This window comes from Chitinimonas prasina (assembly GCF_030160395.1).
Taxonomy (GTDB): domain Bacteria; phylum Pseudomonadota; class Gammaproteobacteria; order Burkholderiales; family Chitinimonadaceae; genus Chitinimonas; species Chitinimonas prasina.
The window spans coordinates 47,783-61,947 of sequence record NZ_BSOG01000008.1 but is presented as its reverse complement, the minus strand read 5'-3'; the positions used below and the strand labels follow the sequence as shown (position 1 = coordinate 61,947).

15 protein-coding genes and 1 tRNA gene are annotated in these 14,165 nt (G+C 60.3%); 10 read left to right on the top strand and 6 right to left on the bottom strand.

Annotated features, from left to right (window positions below; genetic code table 11):
- The first annotated feature begins 86 nt into the window (after positions 1-86).
- Positions 87-836: a helix-turn-helix domain-containing protein gene (locus QQK16_RS20740; protein ID WP_284198406.1), complete on the top strand. Its 750-nt coding sequence runs from the start codon at positions 87-89 to the stop codon at positions 834-836.
- 113 nt (positions 837-949) lie between these two features.
- Here QQK16_RS20740 and rpsT read toward each other — a convergent pair whose 3' ends face one another.
- Positions 950-1,213, bottom strand: coding sequence for a 30S ribosomal protein S20 (gene rpsT / locus QQK16_RS20735; RefSeq protein ID WP_284198405.1), 264 nt, complete (start codon positions 1,211-1,213; stop codon positions 950-952).
- A gap of 117 nt (positions 1,214-1,330) precedes the next feature.
- Here rpsT and murJ point away from each other — a divergent pair, with 117 nt between their 5' ends.
- From murJ to QQK16_RS20700, 7 genes are all read left to right on the top strand, one after another.
- The gene (gene murJ, locus QQK16_RS20730) at positions 1,331-2,866 is read left to right on the top strand and encodes a murein biosynthesis integral membrane protein MurJ (protein WP_284198404.1); all 1,536 of its coding nucleotides are present in this window, start codon (positions 1,331-1,333) and stop codon (positions 2,864-2,866) included.
- Positions 2,867-2,944: 78 nt separating this feature from the next.
- Positions 2,945-3,451, top strand: coding sequence for a GNAT family N-acetyltransferase (locus QQK16_RS20725; RefSeq protein WP_284198403.1), 507 nt, complete (start codon positions 2,945-2,947; stop codon positions 3,449-3,451).
- 79 nt (positions 3,452-3,530) lie between these two features.
- Entirely contained in the window at positions 3,531-4,037 is a 507-nt protein-coding gene (locus tag QQK16_RS20720) for a hypothetical protein (protein WP_284198402.1), read from the top strand.
- Positions 4,038-4,191: 154 nt separating this feature from the next.
- Entirely contained in the window at positions 4,192-5,388 is a 1,197-nt protein-coding gene (locus QQK16_RS20715; RefSeq protein ID WP_284198401.1) for a pyridoxal phosphate-dependent aminotransferase, read from the top strand.
- Positions 5,389-5,649: 261 nt separating this feature from the next.
- Positions 5,650-6,243: a TRAP transporter small permease subunit gene (locus tag QQK16_RS20710; RefSeq protein WP_284198400.1), complete on the top strand. Its 594-nt coding sequence runs from the start codon at positions 5,650-5,652 to the stop codon at positions 6,241-6,243.
- Positions 6,240-7,949 carry a TRAP transporter large permease gene (locus QQK16_RS20705; RefSeq protein WP_284198399.1) on the top strand — a complete coding sequence of 570 codons (1,710 nt, stop codon included), beginning with the start codon at positions 6,240-6,242 and terminating at the stop codon, positions 7,947-7,949. Before QQK16_RS20710 ends, QQK16_RS20705 begins: the two co-directional genes overlap by 4 nt.
- Positions 7,950-8,021: 72 nt before the next feature.
- Positions 8,022-9,110, top strand: a complete 1,089-nt coding sequence (locus QQK16_RS20700; RefSeq protein ID WP_284198398.1) for a TRAP transporter substrate-binding protein — start codon at positions 8,022-8,024, stop codon at positions 9,108-9,110.
- Between the two features lie 419 nt (positions 9,111-9,529).
- Here QQK16_RS20700 and QQK16_RS20695 read toward each other — a convergent pair whose 3' ends face one another.
- Together QQK16_RS20695 and QQK16_RS20690 are read right to left on the bottom strand one after the other, a co-directional pair.
- The gene (locus QQK16_RS20695; RefSeq protein ID WP_284198397.1) at positions 9,530-10,165 is read right to left on the bottom strand and encodes a hypothetical protein; all 636 of its coding nucleotides are present in this window, start codon (positions 10,163-10,165) and stop codon (positions 9,530-9,532) included.
- A 192-nt stretch (positions 10,166-10,357) separates the two neighbouring features.
- Positions 10,358-10,433 (bottom strand) — tRNA-Asn (locus tag QQK16_RS20690).
- 79 nt (positions 10,434-10,512) lie between these two features.
- Here QQK16_RS20690 and QQK16_RS20685 point away from each other — a divergent pair.
- Entirely contained in the window at positions 10,513-11,772 is a 1,260-nt protein-coding gene (locus QQK16_RS20685; protein ID WP_284198396.1) for a hypothetical protein, read from the top strand.
- Positions 11,773-11,875: 103 nt separating this feature from the next.
- The gene (gene ygfZ / locus QQK16_RS20680; RefSeq protein ID WP_284198395.1) at positions 11,876-12,877 is read left to right on the top strand and encodes a CAF17-like 4Fe-4S cluster assembly/insertion protein YgfZ; all 1,002 of its coding nucleotides are present in this window, start codon (positions 11,876-11,878) and stop codon (positions 12,875-12,877) included.
- Between the two features lie 66 nt (positions 12,878-12,943).
- Here the strand turns inward: ygfZ and folE2 are convergent, their stop codons facing one another.
- The 3 genes from folE2 to QQK16_RS20665 are packed head-to-tail and all read right to left on the bottom strand — an operon-like array spanning position 12,944 to position 14,154.
- Positions 12,944-13,750 carry a GTP cyclohydrolase FolE2 gene (folE2, locus tag QQK16_RS20675; protein ID WP_284198394.1) on the bottom strand — a complete coding sequence of 269 codons (807 nt, stop codon included), beginning with the start codon at positions 13,748-13,750 and terminating at the stop codon, positions 12,944-12,946.
- Positions 13,747-13,896 (bottom strand): hypothetical protein, encoded by a 150-nt coding sequence (locus QQK16_RS20670; RefSeq protein ID WP_284198393.1) that lies wholly within the window; start codon positions 13,894-13,896, stop codon positions 13,747-13,749. Before QQK16_RS20670 ends, folE2 begins: the two co-directional genes overlap by 4 nt.
- Complete coding sequence (locus QQK16_RS20665; RefSeq protein WP_284198392.1) at positions 13,897-14,154, bottom strand: GIY-YIG nuclease family protein; 258 nt, start codon at positions 14,152-14,154, stop codon at positions 13,897-13,899.
- Positions 14,155-14,165: the final 11 nt, after the last annotated feature.

The window sequence follows — 14,165 nt, the reverse complement described above, 5'->3', positions numbered from 1 at the left end:
AAACGGCATCGCCAAATAAACCTTGCCATTTAAATCATCAGAAAATAGGCTTTAAGGTATCGAAAATCGATACTCAAAGGCAGGACATGTCACAAACCCAGCAACTGGTCAGTGCACTCAAGCGCGCCCTCAAGGCCAGGGGGCTCACCTATGCCCAGATCGCCCCGCATCTGGGGCTGAGTGAGGCCAGTGTCAAACGTCAGTTTTCGCACTGCAGCCTGAGCCTGCAGACGCTTGATGCCATTTGCCAACTGGCAGGCCTGGAGCTGGGCGACCTGGTGCGCGAGATGGAGGCCGCTCAACCCCAGTTGCAGCACCTTAGCGAGGCGCAAGAAGCTGATCTGGTCGCCAGCCCCAAGTTGTTGCTGGTGGCCGTCTGCACACTCAATCATTGGCCCCTGGCGCAAATCGTCCAGCAATACCAACTGACGCCGGCAGAGGGTGTCGCCGCCTTGTTGCAGCTTGATAAACTGGGGCTGATACAGCTCCTGCCCGAAAATCGGGTGAAGCTGCGGGTAGCACGGGATTTTGCTTGGCTGCCCAACGGCCCCATACATCGCTTTTTCCGTGCGCGGATACAGGACGATTTCCTGGATGCGCCCTTTCATGCCTCTGGTGAGCTACTGCGTTTTCAGCACGCCATGCTCTCCCCCGCCGCCGCCGTCAAACTGCAGCAACGGCTGTTGCGACTGCTGCAGGAGTTCGACGAGCTGCACGCCGACTGTCTTGATCAGGGCCACCTTCCCACGCAAGGCACCAGCCTGTTGCTGGCGCTGCGCAGCTGGGAGCCGTCGGCCTTCCTGGCACTGCGCCGCGCCGACGCCGATAGCCGCTAGGACGGCGACGACAAAAACAAAAAACCCGCTCCGGAGAGCGGGTTCTTGGACATTCGATGCTGGCCAGCGATTCGTTTGTCTATGTCTTGCGACTATCGTTCCTGACGAAACGATTAGGCCATTGCCTTGATGGCAGCAGCCAGACGGCTCTTGTGACGAGCAGCCTTGTTCTTGTGGTATGCACCCTTGTCGGCCAGGCGGTCGATGTTGCTGACCGAAGCCTTGAAGGTTTCAGCGGCGGCGGCCTTGTCGCCAGCCTCGATGGCCTTCAGCACCTTCTTGACGGCAGTGCGGAATTCCGAACGCTGGGATTGGTTGTGAAGGCGCGCCTTGGCGGCCTGACGGGCACGCTTGCGGGCTTGTGCGCTATTTGCCATTAAATCAACTCCTTAAACCGGTAAAAGGACTATCGCGAAACCGCGCATTATGCCCACTCTGCACCACGATGGCAATCATCGCGTACACTGCCATCGTTTTGTCAATGACTCGGCCCTATGAATCTGCTCAAAGCCCTTGCCCGCACCAGCAGCATGACCATGCTGTCACGCATCCTGGGGCTGGCCCGCGAAGTGATGAATACCCACCAGTTTGGCGCCAACCACGCCATGGATGCCTTCGTGGTGGCCTTCAAGCTGCCCAATATGTTCCGCCGCATCTTTGCCGAGGGTGCCTTCTCGCAGGCCTTCGTCCCCATCCTGGCCGAATACAAGGCGCAGCGTGGTGAGGATGCCACCCGCGAGTTCATCGCCGATATCGCCGGCCTGCTCACCCTCGTACTGTTGGTGTTCACCGTACTGGGCGTGATTGCCGCACCTGCCATCGTCTGGCTGTCGGCCTCAGGCTTCAGCAAGGATAGCAGCCAGTTCGACCTGGCCGTCCAGCTTACCCGCATCACCTTCCCCTATATCTTCCTGATTTCGCTGTCCTCGTTGGTTGGCAGCATCCTGAATACCTGGAACCGATTCAGCATCCCGGCCTTCACGCCTACCTTGCTCAATCTCTCCATGATCGCCTTCGGCATCCTGCTCTCTCCTCATCTGGAGGAGCCGATCTTTGCCCTGGCCATCGCCGTGGCGGTAGGCGGTGTGGCCCAACTGGCCTTCCAGCTCCCGTTTCTGGCCCGCATAGGCATGCTCAGCCGGCCCAAGCTCAACCTGGGCGATGTCGGCGTCACCCGGGTGCTCAAGCAGATGGTGCCCGCCTTGTTCGGCGTCTCCATCGCCCAGATCAGCCTGCTGCTCAATACCCAGTTTGCCTCCTGGCTCCAGGCCGGCAGCATGTCCTGGCTCAATTACGCAGACAGGTTGATGGAACTCCCCGCCGGTGTGCTTGGCGTTGCCCTGGGTACCATACTGCTGCCCAGCCTGGCGCGGCTCAAAACCCAGGGGCAGGACGATGACTACTCCGCCATGCTCGACTGGGGTTTGCGCCTGTGCTGGCTACTGGCCCTGCCCGCCACCGTGGCCCTGGCCGTGATTGCCGAGCCCTTGATCGCCACCCTGTTCGAGCACGGCAAGTTCGATGCCCACGATACCGCCATGACCCAGCACGCCCTCAGCGCCTACGCTGTCGGCCTGATGGCGCTGATCTCCATCAAAGTATTGGCGCCGGCCTTCTATGCCCAGCAGGATGTCAAAACCCCGATGAAGATAGGCATCGTCACCCTGATCGTCACCCAGTTGCTCAACCTGGCCTTCTATCGCCCTCTGGGCCATGCCGGCCTGGCCCTCTCCATCAGCCTGGCCGCCTGCCTCAATGCCGGCCTGCTCTATGCCGGCCTGCGCCGCCGCAATATCTATACTCCTGCCGCCGGCTGGTTCGCCTTCCTCCGCAAGCTGGGCCTGGCCGTCAGCCTGATGGCCGCCTTGCTCTGGTGGCTACAGACAGCGCTGGGCAACTGGCATGGTGGCTCTAACGCCCTGCAAGCCGGCAAGTTGGCCCTGCTGGTCGGCGTCGGCGCCCTCGTCTACTTTGCCACCTTGGCTGCACTGGGCTTCCGCCCCCGGGATTTTTCCCGCAAGGCGGTTTGATATCCCCCAGGCTGCCTGCATCAGCCCCTACCGTAGAGGCGGTTGCACCCTAGCGTGCCCGCCGGAGCCATCAGCGCCATGCCCACGCCTATTGCTATCCGCCCCGCCACTGCCGCCGACATACCCACCATCGCCACCCTGGCGGATATCATCTGGCGCCAGCATTACCCGGCCATCATCAGCATGGCGCAGATAGATTACATGCTGGCCCAACGCTACAACCTTGCCGCCCTACAGCACCAGATCAGCGGCCCCGATCAGTGGCTTGATCTGGCGCTGGCTGGCGATCAGGTCGTCGGCTTCGCGCAGTATTACTACAACGCGCCAGGCGAAATGAAACTGGACAAGCTCTACCTGCTACCCGATCTGCACGGCCAGGGCCTGGGCAGCCAGTTGCTGCAGCACGTGGTGGCGCAAGCCCAGGCACGGCAATGCACCACCTTGATCCTGGCGGTCAACAAGCACAACGCAAAAGCCATCGCGGCTTACACTCGCAACGGCTTTACCGTACGCGACAGCGTCACCGTGGATATCGGCCATGGCTACCTTATGGACGACTTTGTCATGGTAAAAAATATCGGATAAGTGGCGTCGATTCCCCTGGCGCCGGGCTGGCAATTTTCTAGACTGAGAATTCCAAGCCAGCCCCCTGGGAGACCTCGCCATGAAAAAACTTATCGCGCTCTTCGGCCTTGCACTCGCCCTGCTCGCGCCCACGGCCCAGGCAACCAACCTGCCGTCGCAATGCACCGTCATCGACAGCAGCAGCGACTTTTTTGCCCAGGTCTCTGGCGGGCACCTGTCCATGACCGGGCAGATCTGTATCAGCTTTGTCACCACCCCAGTGCCCGCCCCCACCCTGCTGACCTGGGATGGCACCCTCACCTTCAGCAATTTCGCCCCACCCAATGCACCGGGCTTTACCGCCAACGGCTCGTTGACCTTCGGCCTCAACTACAACTACACCGACGGCATCTACCGCGTCAGCTACAACGGCCCGCTGGTCTACACCTACGCCGGCACCACCTACAATGTGGTGTTCAACAACCTGGTATTCGTGCTTAACATCACCCCCACAGGCGAGATTTCCGCGGCCAGCACCACCGGTTCCGTCACCATCAATGGCCAGGTCGTGCAGGGCGATTCCTCCCTATTTGCCTACCTGTTCTAGCCAACGCAAGCAGGCTCCGCATGGCCAGCCCCATGCATCCGGAACGCCCGGCCCGCCACTCGGCGCGCCGGGCGTTTTTGCACCGCACAAAGCAGCCAGCGGCTGATAGAATCTTCCTCCCTCTGTTTTTTCCCGCTTAATTCAGGAGCCTGTCGTGGAACTCTCGCATCGCGTCCAAGCCATCAAGGAATCGCCCACCCTTGCCATTACCGCCAAGGCACAGAAACTCAAGGCCGATGGCCGTGATGTCATTGCCCTGGCTGCCGGCGAGCCCGACTTCGACACGCCCGACCATATCAAGGCCGCCGCGATTGACGCGATCAACAAAGGCTTCACCAAGTACACCCCGGTTTCCGGCACACCTGGCCTGAAAAACGCCATCGTCGCCAAGTTCAAGCGCGATCAAGGCCTCGACTACACCGCCAAGCAGATCCTGGTCAGCTGCGGTGGCAAGCAGAGCTTCTACAACCTCTGCCAGGCCTATATCAACGCAGGCGATGAAGTCATCATCCCGGCACCTTACTGGGTGTCCTATCCCGACATGGTCATCCTGGCCGAGGGCAAGCCCGTCATCGTCGAATGTGGCATCGAGCAAGGCTACAAGCTGAGCCCCGCCCAGTTGGCCGCTGCCATTACCCCCCGCACCAAGCTGGTGGTGATCAATTCGCCCTCCAACCCCACCGGCGCCGTCTATACCCTGGACGAGCTCAAGGCCCTGGGTGAAGTCCTCAAGAAGCACCCCAAGGTCTTGATCGCCTCCGACGACATGTACGAACACGTGATGCTGGGCAGCACCACCTTCTCCAATATCCTGAATGCCTGCCCCGAGCTGTATCCGCAGACCATTCTGCTCAATGGTGTCTCCAAGGCCTATTCCATGACAGGCTGGCGCATAGGCTATGCCGCCGGCCCCGAGTGGCTGATCAAGGCCATGGAGAACATCCAGTCGCAATCCACCTCCAACCCCACCTCCATCTCCCAGGTGGCTGCCGAGGCCGCGCTCAATGGCCCGCAGGCTGAGTGTTTCGCCCCCATGCTCAAGGCCTTCAACGAGCGCCATGAGTTCGTGGTCAACACGTTCAACGGCATCCGTGGCCTCAAGTGCCTGACCGCCGGCGGCGCCTTTTACGCCTTTGTAGACGCCCGCGAGGCCATCCAGAATCTGTACAAGGAAGGCAAGATCGCCGCCCCCAACGATCTGGCTCTGGGCAGCTACCTGCTGGAAGCGCAGGACGTTGCCGTGGTCCCCGGCTCTGCCTTTGGCGCCGAAGGCTATTTCCGCATCAGCTTTGCCACCAGCATGGGCAATCTCGAGAAAGCCCTGGCGCGCATCGCCAACGCCCTGGCCTGATCGCAGCTCGCGGCATCGAACAAGCCACCCTGCGGGGTGGCTTGTTTGCTTTTCAGGCAACACAAATACCCCCGTCAGCACCATTACGTACCCAACAGGCCTCCCAAGTTATCAGGGTTTACGGAAATACCCCCTCGGCACGCTTATCAGCAGCTTTCGCCCTATGCTATGGTGCGAATGCTCTAATCCCGCCAAGCCAGCCCTGCAACGGTTGCAAGCCTGGGATGAAGGAGCATCCAAGAACAAGGGGGACAATCCAAGATGCAAGCATTACTCCGTCTGGCCGGCTGGATCGATACGCTGAACGAGCGTATCGGCCAGATGGCCAAGTGGCTGGTACTGATCTGCGTATTGATCAGCGCCGGCAACGCAGTGATCCGCAAGGCGTTCGATACCAGCTCAAACGCCTTCCTCGAAATCCAGTGGTATTTGTTTTCCGCCATGTTCCTGCTCGGAGCGGCCTACACCCTCAAGCACAACGAGCACATCCGCATCGATATCCTGCTCAGCCGGCTGTCACCGCGCAAGCAAGCCGTGGTCGATATCCTGGGCACGCTGCTCTTCCTGCTTCCCATGGCCATCGCCGTACTGTATTTCTCCTGGCCGGTCATGACCCAGATGATGACTTCGGGCGAAACCTCCAGTGATGCAGGGGGCTTGGTCCGCTGGCCCGTTTGGGCACTGATTCCGATCGGCTTTACCCTGCTGATCCTGCAGGCGGTTGCCGAGATCATCAAACGGCTGGCCTTCCTGCAAGACCTGATTCCCAATCCGGCGGAGAAGCACACCGGCCAGATTGCAGAAGTGATTGCCCAGAACCTGGATCCCCAGCGCAAGCAGGAGGACAAGGCATGAGCCCCGACTTCATGGCGCCGTTGATGTTCGCCTCGCTGATCCTGTTTCTGCTGATCGGCTATCCCGTTGCCTTCTCGCTTTCTGCCGTCGGCCTGCTGTTCGCCGTCATTGCCATCGAACTGGGCTTTATGCCCGCTGCCCTGCTGCAAGCCCTGCCGCAGCAGGTGTTCGACATCATGCGCAACGACACCCTGCTGGCCATCCCCTTCTTTACCTTCATGGGCCTGATACTGGAGCGATCAGGCATGGCCGAAGACATGCTGGAGACCATAGGCCAGCTGTTTGGGCGCATCCGCGGTGGCCTCGCCTACGCCGTCATCTTCGTGGGCGCCCTGCTGGCCGCCACCACCGGCGTTGTGGCCGCCTCGGTCATCTCCATGGGGCTCATCTCGCTGCCCATCATGATGCGCTATGGCTATGACGCCAGAGTGGCCTCCGGTGTGATTGCCGCTTCCGGCACACTGGCGCAGATCATCCCCCCCTCTCTGGTGCTGATCGTGCTGGCCGACCAGTTGGGTACCTCGGTGGGTGACATGTATGCCGGCGCGCTGGTGCCAGGACTGACCCTGGTCCTGCTTTATGTGCTCTATGTCTTCATCGTCACGGTAGTGCGCCCCAATGCGGCCCCCGCCCTGCCGCCCGAAGCCCGCACCCTGCGCGAGGACAATGGCTCCAGCGGCACACCATCCCTACTGGCACTGCTGGCCGTTTCCATCGTGGCCGGCGTGGCGTACGACCAGTTCCACTATGCCGCCACCGACAGGCCCATGGACGAGCGCATTATCGTCTCCGCCCTGATCGGTATCGCCATCGCCTTTGGCGCCGCTGTCGTCAACCGCGTCACCAAGATGGGGCTACTCAGCCGTGCGGCAGAAAGGGTGGTGTTCGTCATGGTGCCCCCCCTGATGCTGATCTTCCTGGTCCTCGGCACCATCTTCCTGGGGGTCGCCACCCCCACCGAAGGCGGCGCAATGGGTGCCGCCGGCGCCATTATCCTGGCCATGATCAAGGGCAAGTTGAATCTGGACCTGACTCGTCAGGCCATGAACTCCACCCTCAAGCTCACCACCTTCGTGGTCTTCATCCTCATCGGCGCCCGGGTCTTCCGTATCGCCTTCATTGGTGTGGATGGCGACGCCTGGGTAGAGCACCTGTTCGACAGCCTGCCGGGGGGCGTCGTCGGCTTCCTCGTGGTCGTCAACATCCTGGTCTTCGTACTGGCCTTCTTCCTCGATTTTTTCGAGATCGCCTTCATCATCGTCCCCCTACTGGCACCCATCGCCGCCAAGTTGGGCATCGACCTGGTCTGGTTTGGCGTCATGCTGGGGGTGAACATGCAAACCTCCTTCATGCACCCCCCTTTCGGCTTCGCCCTGTTCTACCTGCGCAGCGTGGCCCCCAAGAGCATCAAGACCACCGATATCTACTGGGGCGCCATTCCCTTCGTCATCATCCAGATCCTGATGGTGGCCCTGGTGATCGCCTTCCCCAAACTGGTCACCCACGCCCTGCATGGCCCGGCGGCGGAAAGCACGCAGACCACCGAAGAAATCCTGCAAAGCCTGCCGCAAGACGCGCCCGACCAGACCGAGGGCGATGGCGGTGCAGCTCTGATGGAAGGCAGCGGCGCCACTCTACCTGCCGGCGCCGAGCCGGAACCCGACCCTGCGGCAGCCCTGCTTGAGGAGGCAGGCAAGTCGCCGTAGTTTCTTTACGTTTTGGTTCAGTAGATGGGTGCGGTCCATATCGCACTCCAACCCAAGAAGAAGGAGCAGACCGTGGAAAGACGTAGTTTTCTCAAACAGGCCAGCGTAGCCGGCGTTGCCGCCGCAGGGATATCCGCCCCCGCCATCGCAGCGGCCGAGCCCAGCATTCAATGGCGCATTACCTCCAGCTTCCCCAAGAGCCTGGAAACCATCTATGGCGGCGCCGAGCAGTTGGCCAAGCGCGTGTCCGACCTCACCGACGGCAAGTTCCAGATCAAGGTACACGCTGCCGGTGAAATCGTCCCCGGCCTGCAAGCACTGGATGCAGTACAGAACGGCACGGTGCAGGCCTGCCACACCTGCGGTTACTACTATGTGGGCAAGAACAAAACCTTCGCCTTCGACACTGCCGTACCTTTCGGTCTGTCGTCGCGCCAGCAAGCTGCCTGGATGTACTACGGCGGTGGCCTGCAACTGATGCGGGAGTTCCTGCGCGACTACAAGGTCATCAGCTTCTACGGCGGCAACACCGGCACCCAGATGGGCGGCTGGTTCCGCAACCCGGTTAAATCGCTGGCCGACGTCAAAGGCCTGAAGATCCGTATTCCCGGCATAGGCGGCGAAGTCTGGTCGCGCCTGGGCGCCGTCCCCCAAACGCTGGCCGGCGGTGATATCTACCCCGCTCTGGAAAAAGGCACCATTGATGCCGCTGAATGGGTAGGCCCCTACGACGATGAAAAGTTGGGCTTCTACAAGGTCGCCAAAAACTACTTCTACCCAGGCTGGTGGGAACCGGGTCCGCAGATTTCCTTCTACGTAAACCTGGAAGAGTGGGCAAAACTCCCCAAGAGCTACCAGGCCGCCTTTGAAGTGGCTACTGCCGAAGCTGCCATCGCCATGCAGGCTGAGTATGACGCCAAGAACCCCCAGGCCCTGGTGCGGTTGCTGCAAGCCGGCGTGAAGCTACACAAGTATCCGGCCGATATCATGAAAGCCGCCCAAAAGGCCACCTTCGAGCTGTACGAGGAAGAAGCCGCCAAGAATGCTTCGTTCAAGAAGGTCTATACCGAATGGAAGAAATTCCGCGGCATCGAGCAAGGCTGGTTCAGCTTGGCCGAATCGGGGCTGGAAAGCTTTATGTACGCCAATCGCGTGAAGTGATGATGGCTGGCTAGTGCTACTGCAGTACCCTGCAAAGAACCCGCCCCTAGGCGGGTTCTTAGCTATTGGGCATACCCAAGTGTGGCTACGCATCGGCTGGATGCCGGCAATCCCGGTGACGGCCAGACTCGCCGCAAAGTCAGTCAGGCGTGAATATGTTGGCGCTCACGGCACTCGGTGCCCGGCAGCCTACCGTAGCGCGACGACACTAGGCACCTGCTTAGCAAGCCGCTTGCCGAGGACCGTATAAATATCCTCGGCAAGGCCCTTTGTAGCGAGAGTTAGGTGCACCCGCGCTGGAAACGCGCAGCGAGCACGGTGAACAACTATCTGGGTGAATGCGTGGGCAAATAACTACACTGCCAAATACTTCCCCGCCGCAGCCAAGGCTAGTATGAAAACCCTGGCCGGCAACCGGCTCAATGCCCTTTCTGTACCGGTTTGGCCGCAGGCGCCTCTGTCGGCTTGGTGGGCTTGGCGCCATAGCCGCCCGGCCCGCTATTCATGGCGTCGATGGCATCCTTCAGGTTCAGGCATTTCACATCGTCCTTGCTCTTGATGGCGCCGCCCTCCAGTTCGCACTCCTTGTCGCCAAACTTTAGCATGGCGCCCTTCACCACTGCGGCGGCTTTGGGATTGGCTGCCGCACCGCCACTACGCAGGCTTTCGCTGATTTCAGCCAGCACCTTGTTCATGGTTTCGCGCTCGACATGGGCGGCGGCTAATTGCTCCTTCAGGGTAGCCACATCCTTGCCCAGCATGCTGCTGGCGTCCTTGGCCACTTCCAGTTCCTTTTCCAGCCCTGCCTTCTCTGCCAGCAGTTTGGCTTGCGCCTGCTTGGCAGTTTTCACCTGGGCAATCAGGTTCTGCTCGGCATGCAGATTACGCTTGGTCGCCATCACCAGGCCGCCCAGAAAACCGCCTGCACCGATGGCAATCACCAGCGCCACCAGCAGAACCACCAGCATGGCAGACAGCCCTCCGCCCACTCCGCCACGCATGGCAAGGATCAATCGCTTCATCAAGGGCAGTTTGGCAGCTTGTTCATTTGCCATTGTCATGCGATCCTCTCGGTTTAACGTTGGCGACGCCAGCCAGTTGCATGCCATATGATTAATCGCATACGCAGTCGCAGAAATCCGTGGCAGGCACCTAGGTGTTTTAGCGATTACTATTCTTCGCGTCAAACACCCTTGCGGAAAAAGCAAAAGCCGCACAATCTTTCGACTGTGCGGCTTTTGGAAACTTGGCTCCTCGACCTGGGCTCGAACCAGGGACCTACGGATTAACAGTCCGGCGCTCTACCGACTGAGCTATCGAGGAACTAAAGAAGCCGCTATACTAAAAGGCTGTGCTTGGCGTGTCAACACCCGTTTCGATTTCAAACTTATAAGAAGGCCTCATGTCTGCCCTCAAGAAACTGTTGATCATAGTTGTGGTTCTGGTTGCCATCGTGGCGGCCATCCCGCTGCTATTCCCCTACGATAGCTACAAAGCCGATATCGAACAGGCAGTTAGCGCACGCCTGGACATCCCTGTCAGCATCAGCGATATCGCTTTCAGCTACGACCCCAAACCCCAACTGGCGCTCAAGCAGCTGACCATGGGCAAGCAGGGCGAGGCTGAAATTGGTCAGGTCATTGTGCCCATTACCCTGCGCAACCTGATCAATCTGCGTACCGAGCTGACCGACGTGGTACTGGAGCAAGCCCAGTTCAAGCAGGATTTTGCGCTTTCCCTGCCGGGCCGGCTCAAGCCCAACCCGGGCGGCCGCGATATCAATTTCGCCAAGCTCAAGCTGAAAGACCTGACCATACAGCTGACCCAACGCAAGATCGGCCCGCTGTCCGGCACCTTGCAGCTGAATCAGGACGGCACCTTCAAGCTGGTTACCCTGTCCGATGCAGACGAGCGCGCCACCCTGACCATCAAGCCTGAGGGCGACAAGTTCGGCCTCGACTTTACCGCCAACAACTGGGTAGCCCCCGGCCCTTACCCCGATGCACGCTTTGACCAGCTGATACTGCGCGGCGTGGCCGACAAGGACGGCATTCTGATTGACGACGTCCAGGCACTGATCTTCGGCTCACCTGCCGTGGGTGTGGCACAGCTGACCTGGGTAGAGGGCTGGAAGCTGACAGGCAGCCTGCAGACACGCAGCATGCAGGTTGAACCGCTGATCTCGCTGGCCAGTGCGACCACCCGCTCCACCGGCCGCATGGCAGCCACTGCCGATTTCGAGTTCAGTGGCGACAGCTACGAGAACCTGTTCTCCAAGCGCCGCGTGTCGGTCAAGTTCTCGGTGCGCGATGGCAACCTGCATAACTTCGACCTGATCACACCACTCAAGTCGCAGAGTCCATCGGTGCTGCAACGCGGCGGCCAGACCCGCTTCGATACCCTGGCGGGCGAATACCTGCTGGAGGACACCCAGGTCTCGCTGCGCAGCCTGCAGCTGAACTCAGGCAAGTTCTCGGCCAGTGGTGGCCTGACTATCAGCCCCGAGCGCAAGCTGGGTGGTCGTATCAATACCCGCCTGTCCAGCGGCAGCATCGTGGTCAACGCGCCGCTGGCCATCGCCGGTACGCTGGATGCCCCCGAGCTGCGTTCGGCCGGCGCTTACAAGCCAGGCAGCAGCGAGAACACCACGCAGATCTTTTAACCGTTAACCTATGTGATTACCGACGGTTAGGCCGACAGTTAATCATCAGTATGGATATCGCCGGCCCCTGGTCGGCGATCGTCATTTGGAGGCAATATCAGCAATGGATTGGCACACTTACCTGGCAAGCCAGGGCGCACATACCGATGAACAGGGTCAGGTCAGCTTTCCCACTGCGGCAGCAGACACCGCGCTGGTACCACTGCAGCAGTTCGGCCTGATACGCTTCAGCGGTGAGGAGACCCTGGCGTTCCTGCATGGCCAGGTGTCCAGCGATCTCAAGAAAATGCCCGCCGACGGTTGCCAGTACTCCAGCTACTCCACCCCCAAGGGCCGTATGCTGGCCAGCTTTCTGGTATTGCGTGAAGCCGACGATATCCTGCTGATGCTGCCACGCGCCTTGCAGGCAGGTGTGCAGAAGCGCCTGAGCATGTATGTATTGCGCAGCAAGACCCGCGCCAGCGATGCCAGCGATGAGCGCGTGCTGTTGGGCCTGAATGGCCCGCAAGCCACCGCCATCGCCCTAGCCGTGTTCGGCTCGGCACCGGCCGAAGCCATGCAGACCATCAAGCTGGCCGGCGGCTTGCTTGCCAGGCTGGGGCAGGATCGCCTGCTGCTCTGCCTGACGCTCGACGCCGCCATGGCTGCCTGGCCCGCCCTGCTGGCCGCTGGCGCCCAGCCATCGGGCACGGCTGCCTGGACGCTGTCGGACATCCGCGCAGGCATACCCTGGATACTGCCCGAAACCCAAGAGGCCTTTGTCGCGCAGATGGCCAATATGGAACTGATCGGCGCCGTCAGCTTCAAAAAGGGCTGTTATCCCGGCCAGGAAATCGTCGCCCGCACCCAATACCTGGGCAAGCTCAAGCGCCGTACCTTCCGGGTAAGTGCCACTGCCCCCATGCAGGCTGGGCAGGCTGTCTACAGCCCGGAGATGAACGGCCAGGCCAGCGGCCAGGTTGCCCTGGCCGCGCCGGCTGGCGAAGGTCTATGGGAAGCGCTGGTTGTGGTACAGATGGCCAGCGTAGAGCACGGTGTCCACCTCGACAGCCCAGAAGGCCCGCTACTCACCTTCTTGCCACTGCCCTATCCGGTGCACGAGTAAGCGCCGCTCAGCATCACAGGCCCGTAAAAAAACCGCCCTCGGGCGGTTTTTTCATGCTTACCTGGCTCAGGCCGTGCGCTTGTCGTGCTCGATCAAGGCGTAGGCAGAGTGATTGTGGATGGACTCGAAGTTTTCCACCTCCACCACATAGCGGTCTATCCGGGGGTCGCCATTGAGCCTGGCGGCCACATCGCGAATAAAATCTTCCACGAACTTGGGGTTGTCATAGGCCTGCTCGGTCACATACTTCTCGTCCGGCCGCTTGAGTATGCCGTAGACCTCGCAGGATGCCTCTTCTTCAGCCACCCGTATCAGCTCCTCCAGCCATACCCTGTCATTCACCTGGGCGGTGATGGTCACATGCGAGCGCTGGTTATGCGCACCGTATTCGGAGATTTTCTTGGAGCAGGGGCAAAGGCTGGTCGCGGCCACCACCACCTTGATGGTCTGGGTAAACACCCCCTGCCGTATCTCGCCAATCAGGCTGACATCGTAGTCCATCAGGCTTTGCACGCCTGATACCGGCGCCGTCTTGTTCATGAAGAAAGGAAAGCGCATCTCGATATAGCCCGATTCCGCCTCCAGCTTCCCAACCATCTCGCGCGCCATCTGCTCGAACGAGGCCACCGAGATCGCCTGCTCGTGGCTGTTCAGCAATTGCACGAAGCGCGACATATGCGTGCCCTTGTAGTGCTCGGGCAGATACACGTACATATCGAAGCCGGCAACCGTATGCTGTACCCCTTCGGCCCGGTCGGCCACCTTGACGGGATGGCGCAGGGATTTGATGCCGACCTTGTTGATGGCGATGTTGCGTACATCGCGCGAGCTTTGCACGTCCTCGAGAGGCGCGGGCTTGTGGGGTGCGTTCATGATGCGATCCTGATGCGATAGGGGTCAATTGTACCGGGCAGCAAATACCCGAGTAAACCAATCAAGAATTTCAGGCCGGTTCCTGTCAATTCAAGCGCACCTGCCGATTGATTCTTCCAATCGGCGCCATAGTCCTTTTTCTTCAATCAGTTGCATCCTGCTGCCACCAAGGCCAGCTTCGCCTTGCGGTCCAGTTTCTTGATGGCGGCCTCCCGCCGCGAGGCGCTGGACCTGTCCTCGCACGCCTCGGCATAGGCCAGCACCACGGGCAGGCGCACCCGCGTATAGCGCGCACCACGTCCACGATTGTGTGTATCGATGCGCGCCGCCAGATCATTGCTGATACCGCAATAGAGGCTATCGTCGGCACAGCGCAGTAAATAGACACACCAGCCTTGCGGCACTTGCCACTCCT

Coding starts and splice junctions, on each gene's coding strand:
- QQK16_RS20740 (WP_284198406.1), top strand. CDS start 87: ATGTCACAAACCCAGCAACTGGTCAGTGCACTCAAGCGCGCCCTCAAG.
- rpsT (WP_284198405.1), bottom strand. CDS start 1,213: ATGGCAAATAGCGCACAAGCCCGCAAGCGTGCCCGTCAGGCCGCCAAG.
- murJ (WP_284198404.1), top strand. CDS start 1,331: ATGAATCTGCTCAAAGCCCTTGCCCGCACCAGCAGCATGACCATGCTG.
- QQK16_RS20725 (WP_284198403.1), top strand. CDS start 2,945: ATGCCCACGCCTATTGCTATCCGCCCCGCCACTGCCGCCGACATACCC.
- QQK16_RS20720 (WP_284198402.1), top strand. CDS start 3,531: ATGAAAAAACTTATCGCGCTCTTCGGCCTTGCACTCGCCCTGCTCGCG.
- QQK16_RS20710 (WP_284198400.1), top strand. CDS start 5,650: ATGCAAGCATTACTCCGTCTGGCCGGCTGGATCGATACGCTGAACGAG.
- QQK16_RS20705 (WP_284198399.1), top strand. CDS start 6,240: ATGAGCCCCGACTTCATGGCGCCGTTGATGTTCGCCTCGCTGATCCTG.
- QQK16_RS20695 (WP_284198397.1), bottom strand. CDS start 10,165: ATGGCAAATGAACAAGCTGCCAAACTGCCCTTGATGAAGCGATTGATC.
- QQK16_RS20685 (WP_284198396.1), top strand. CDS start 10,513: ATGTCTGCCCTCAAGAAACTGTTGATCATAGTTGTGGTTCTGGTTGCC.
- ygfZ (WP_284198395.1), top strand. CDS start 11,876: ATGGATTGGCACACTTACCTGGCAAGCCAGGGCGCACATACCGATGAA.
- folE2 (WP_284198394.1), bottom strand. CDS start 13,750: ATGAACGCACCCCACAAGCCCGCGCCTCTCGAGGACGTGCAAAGCTCG.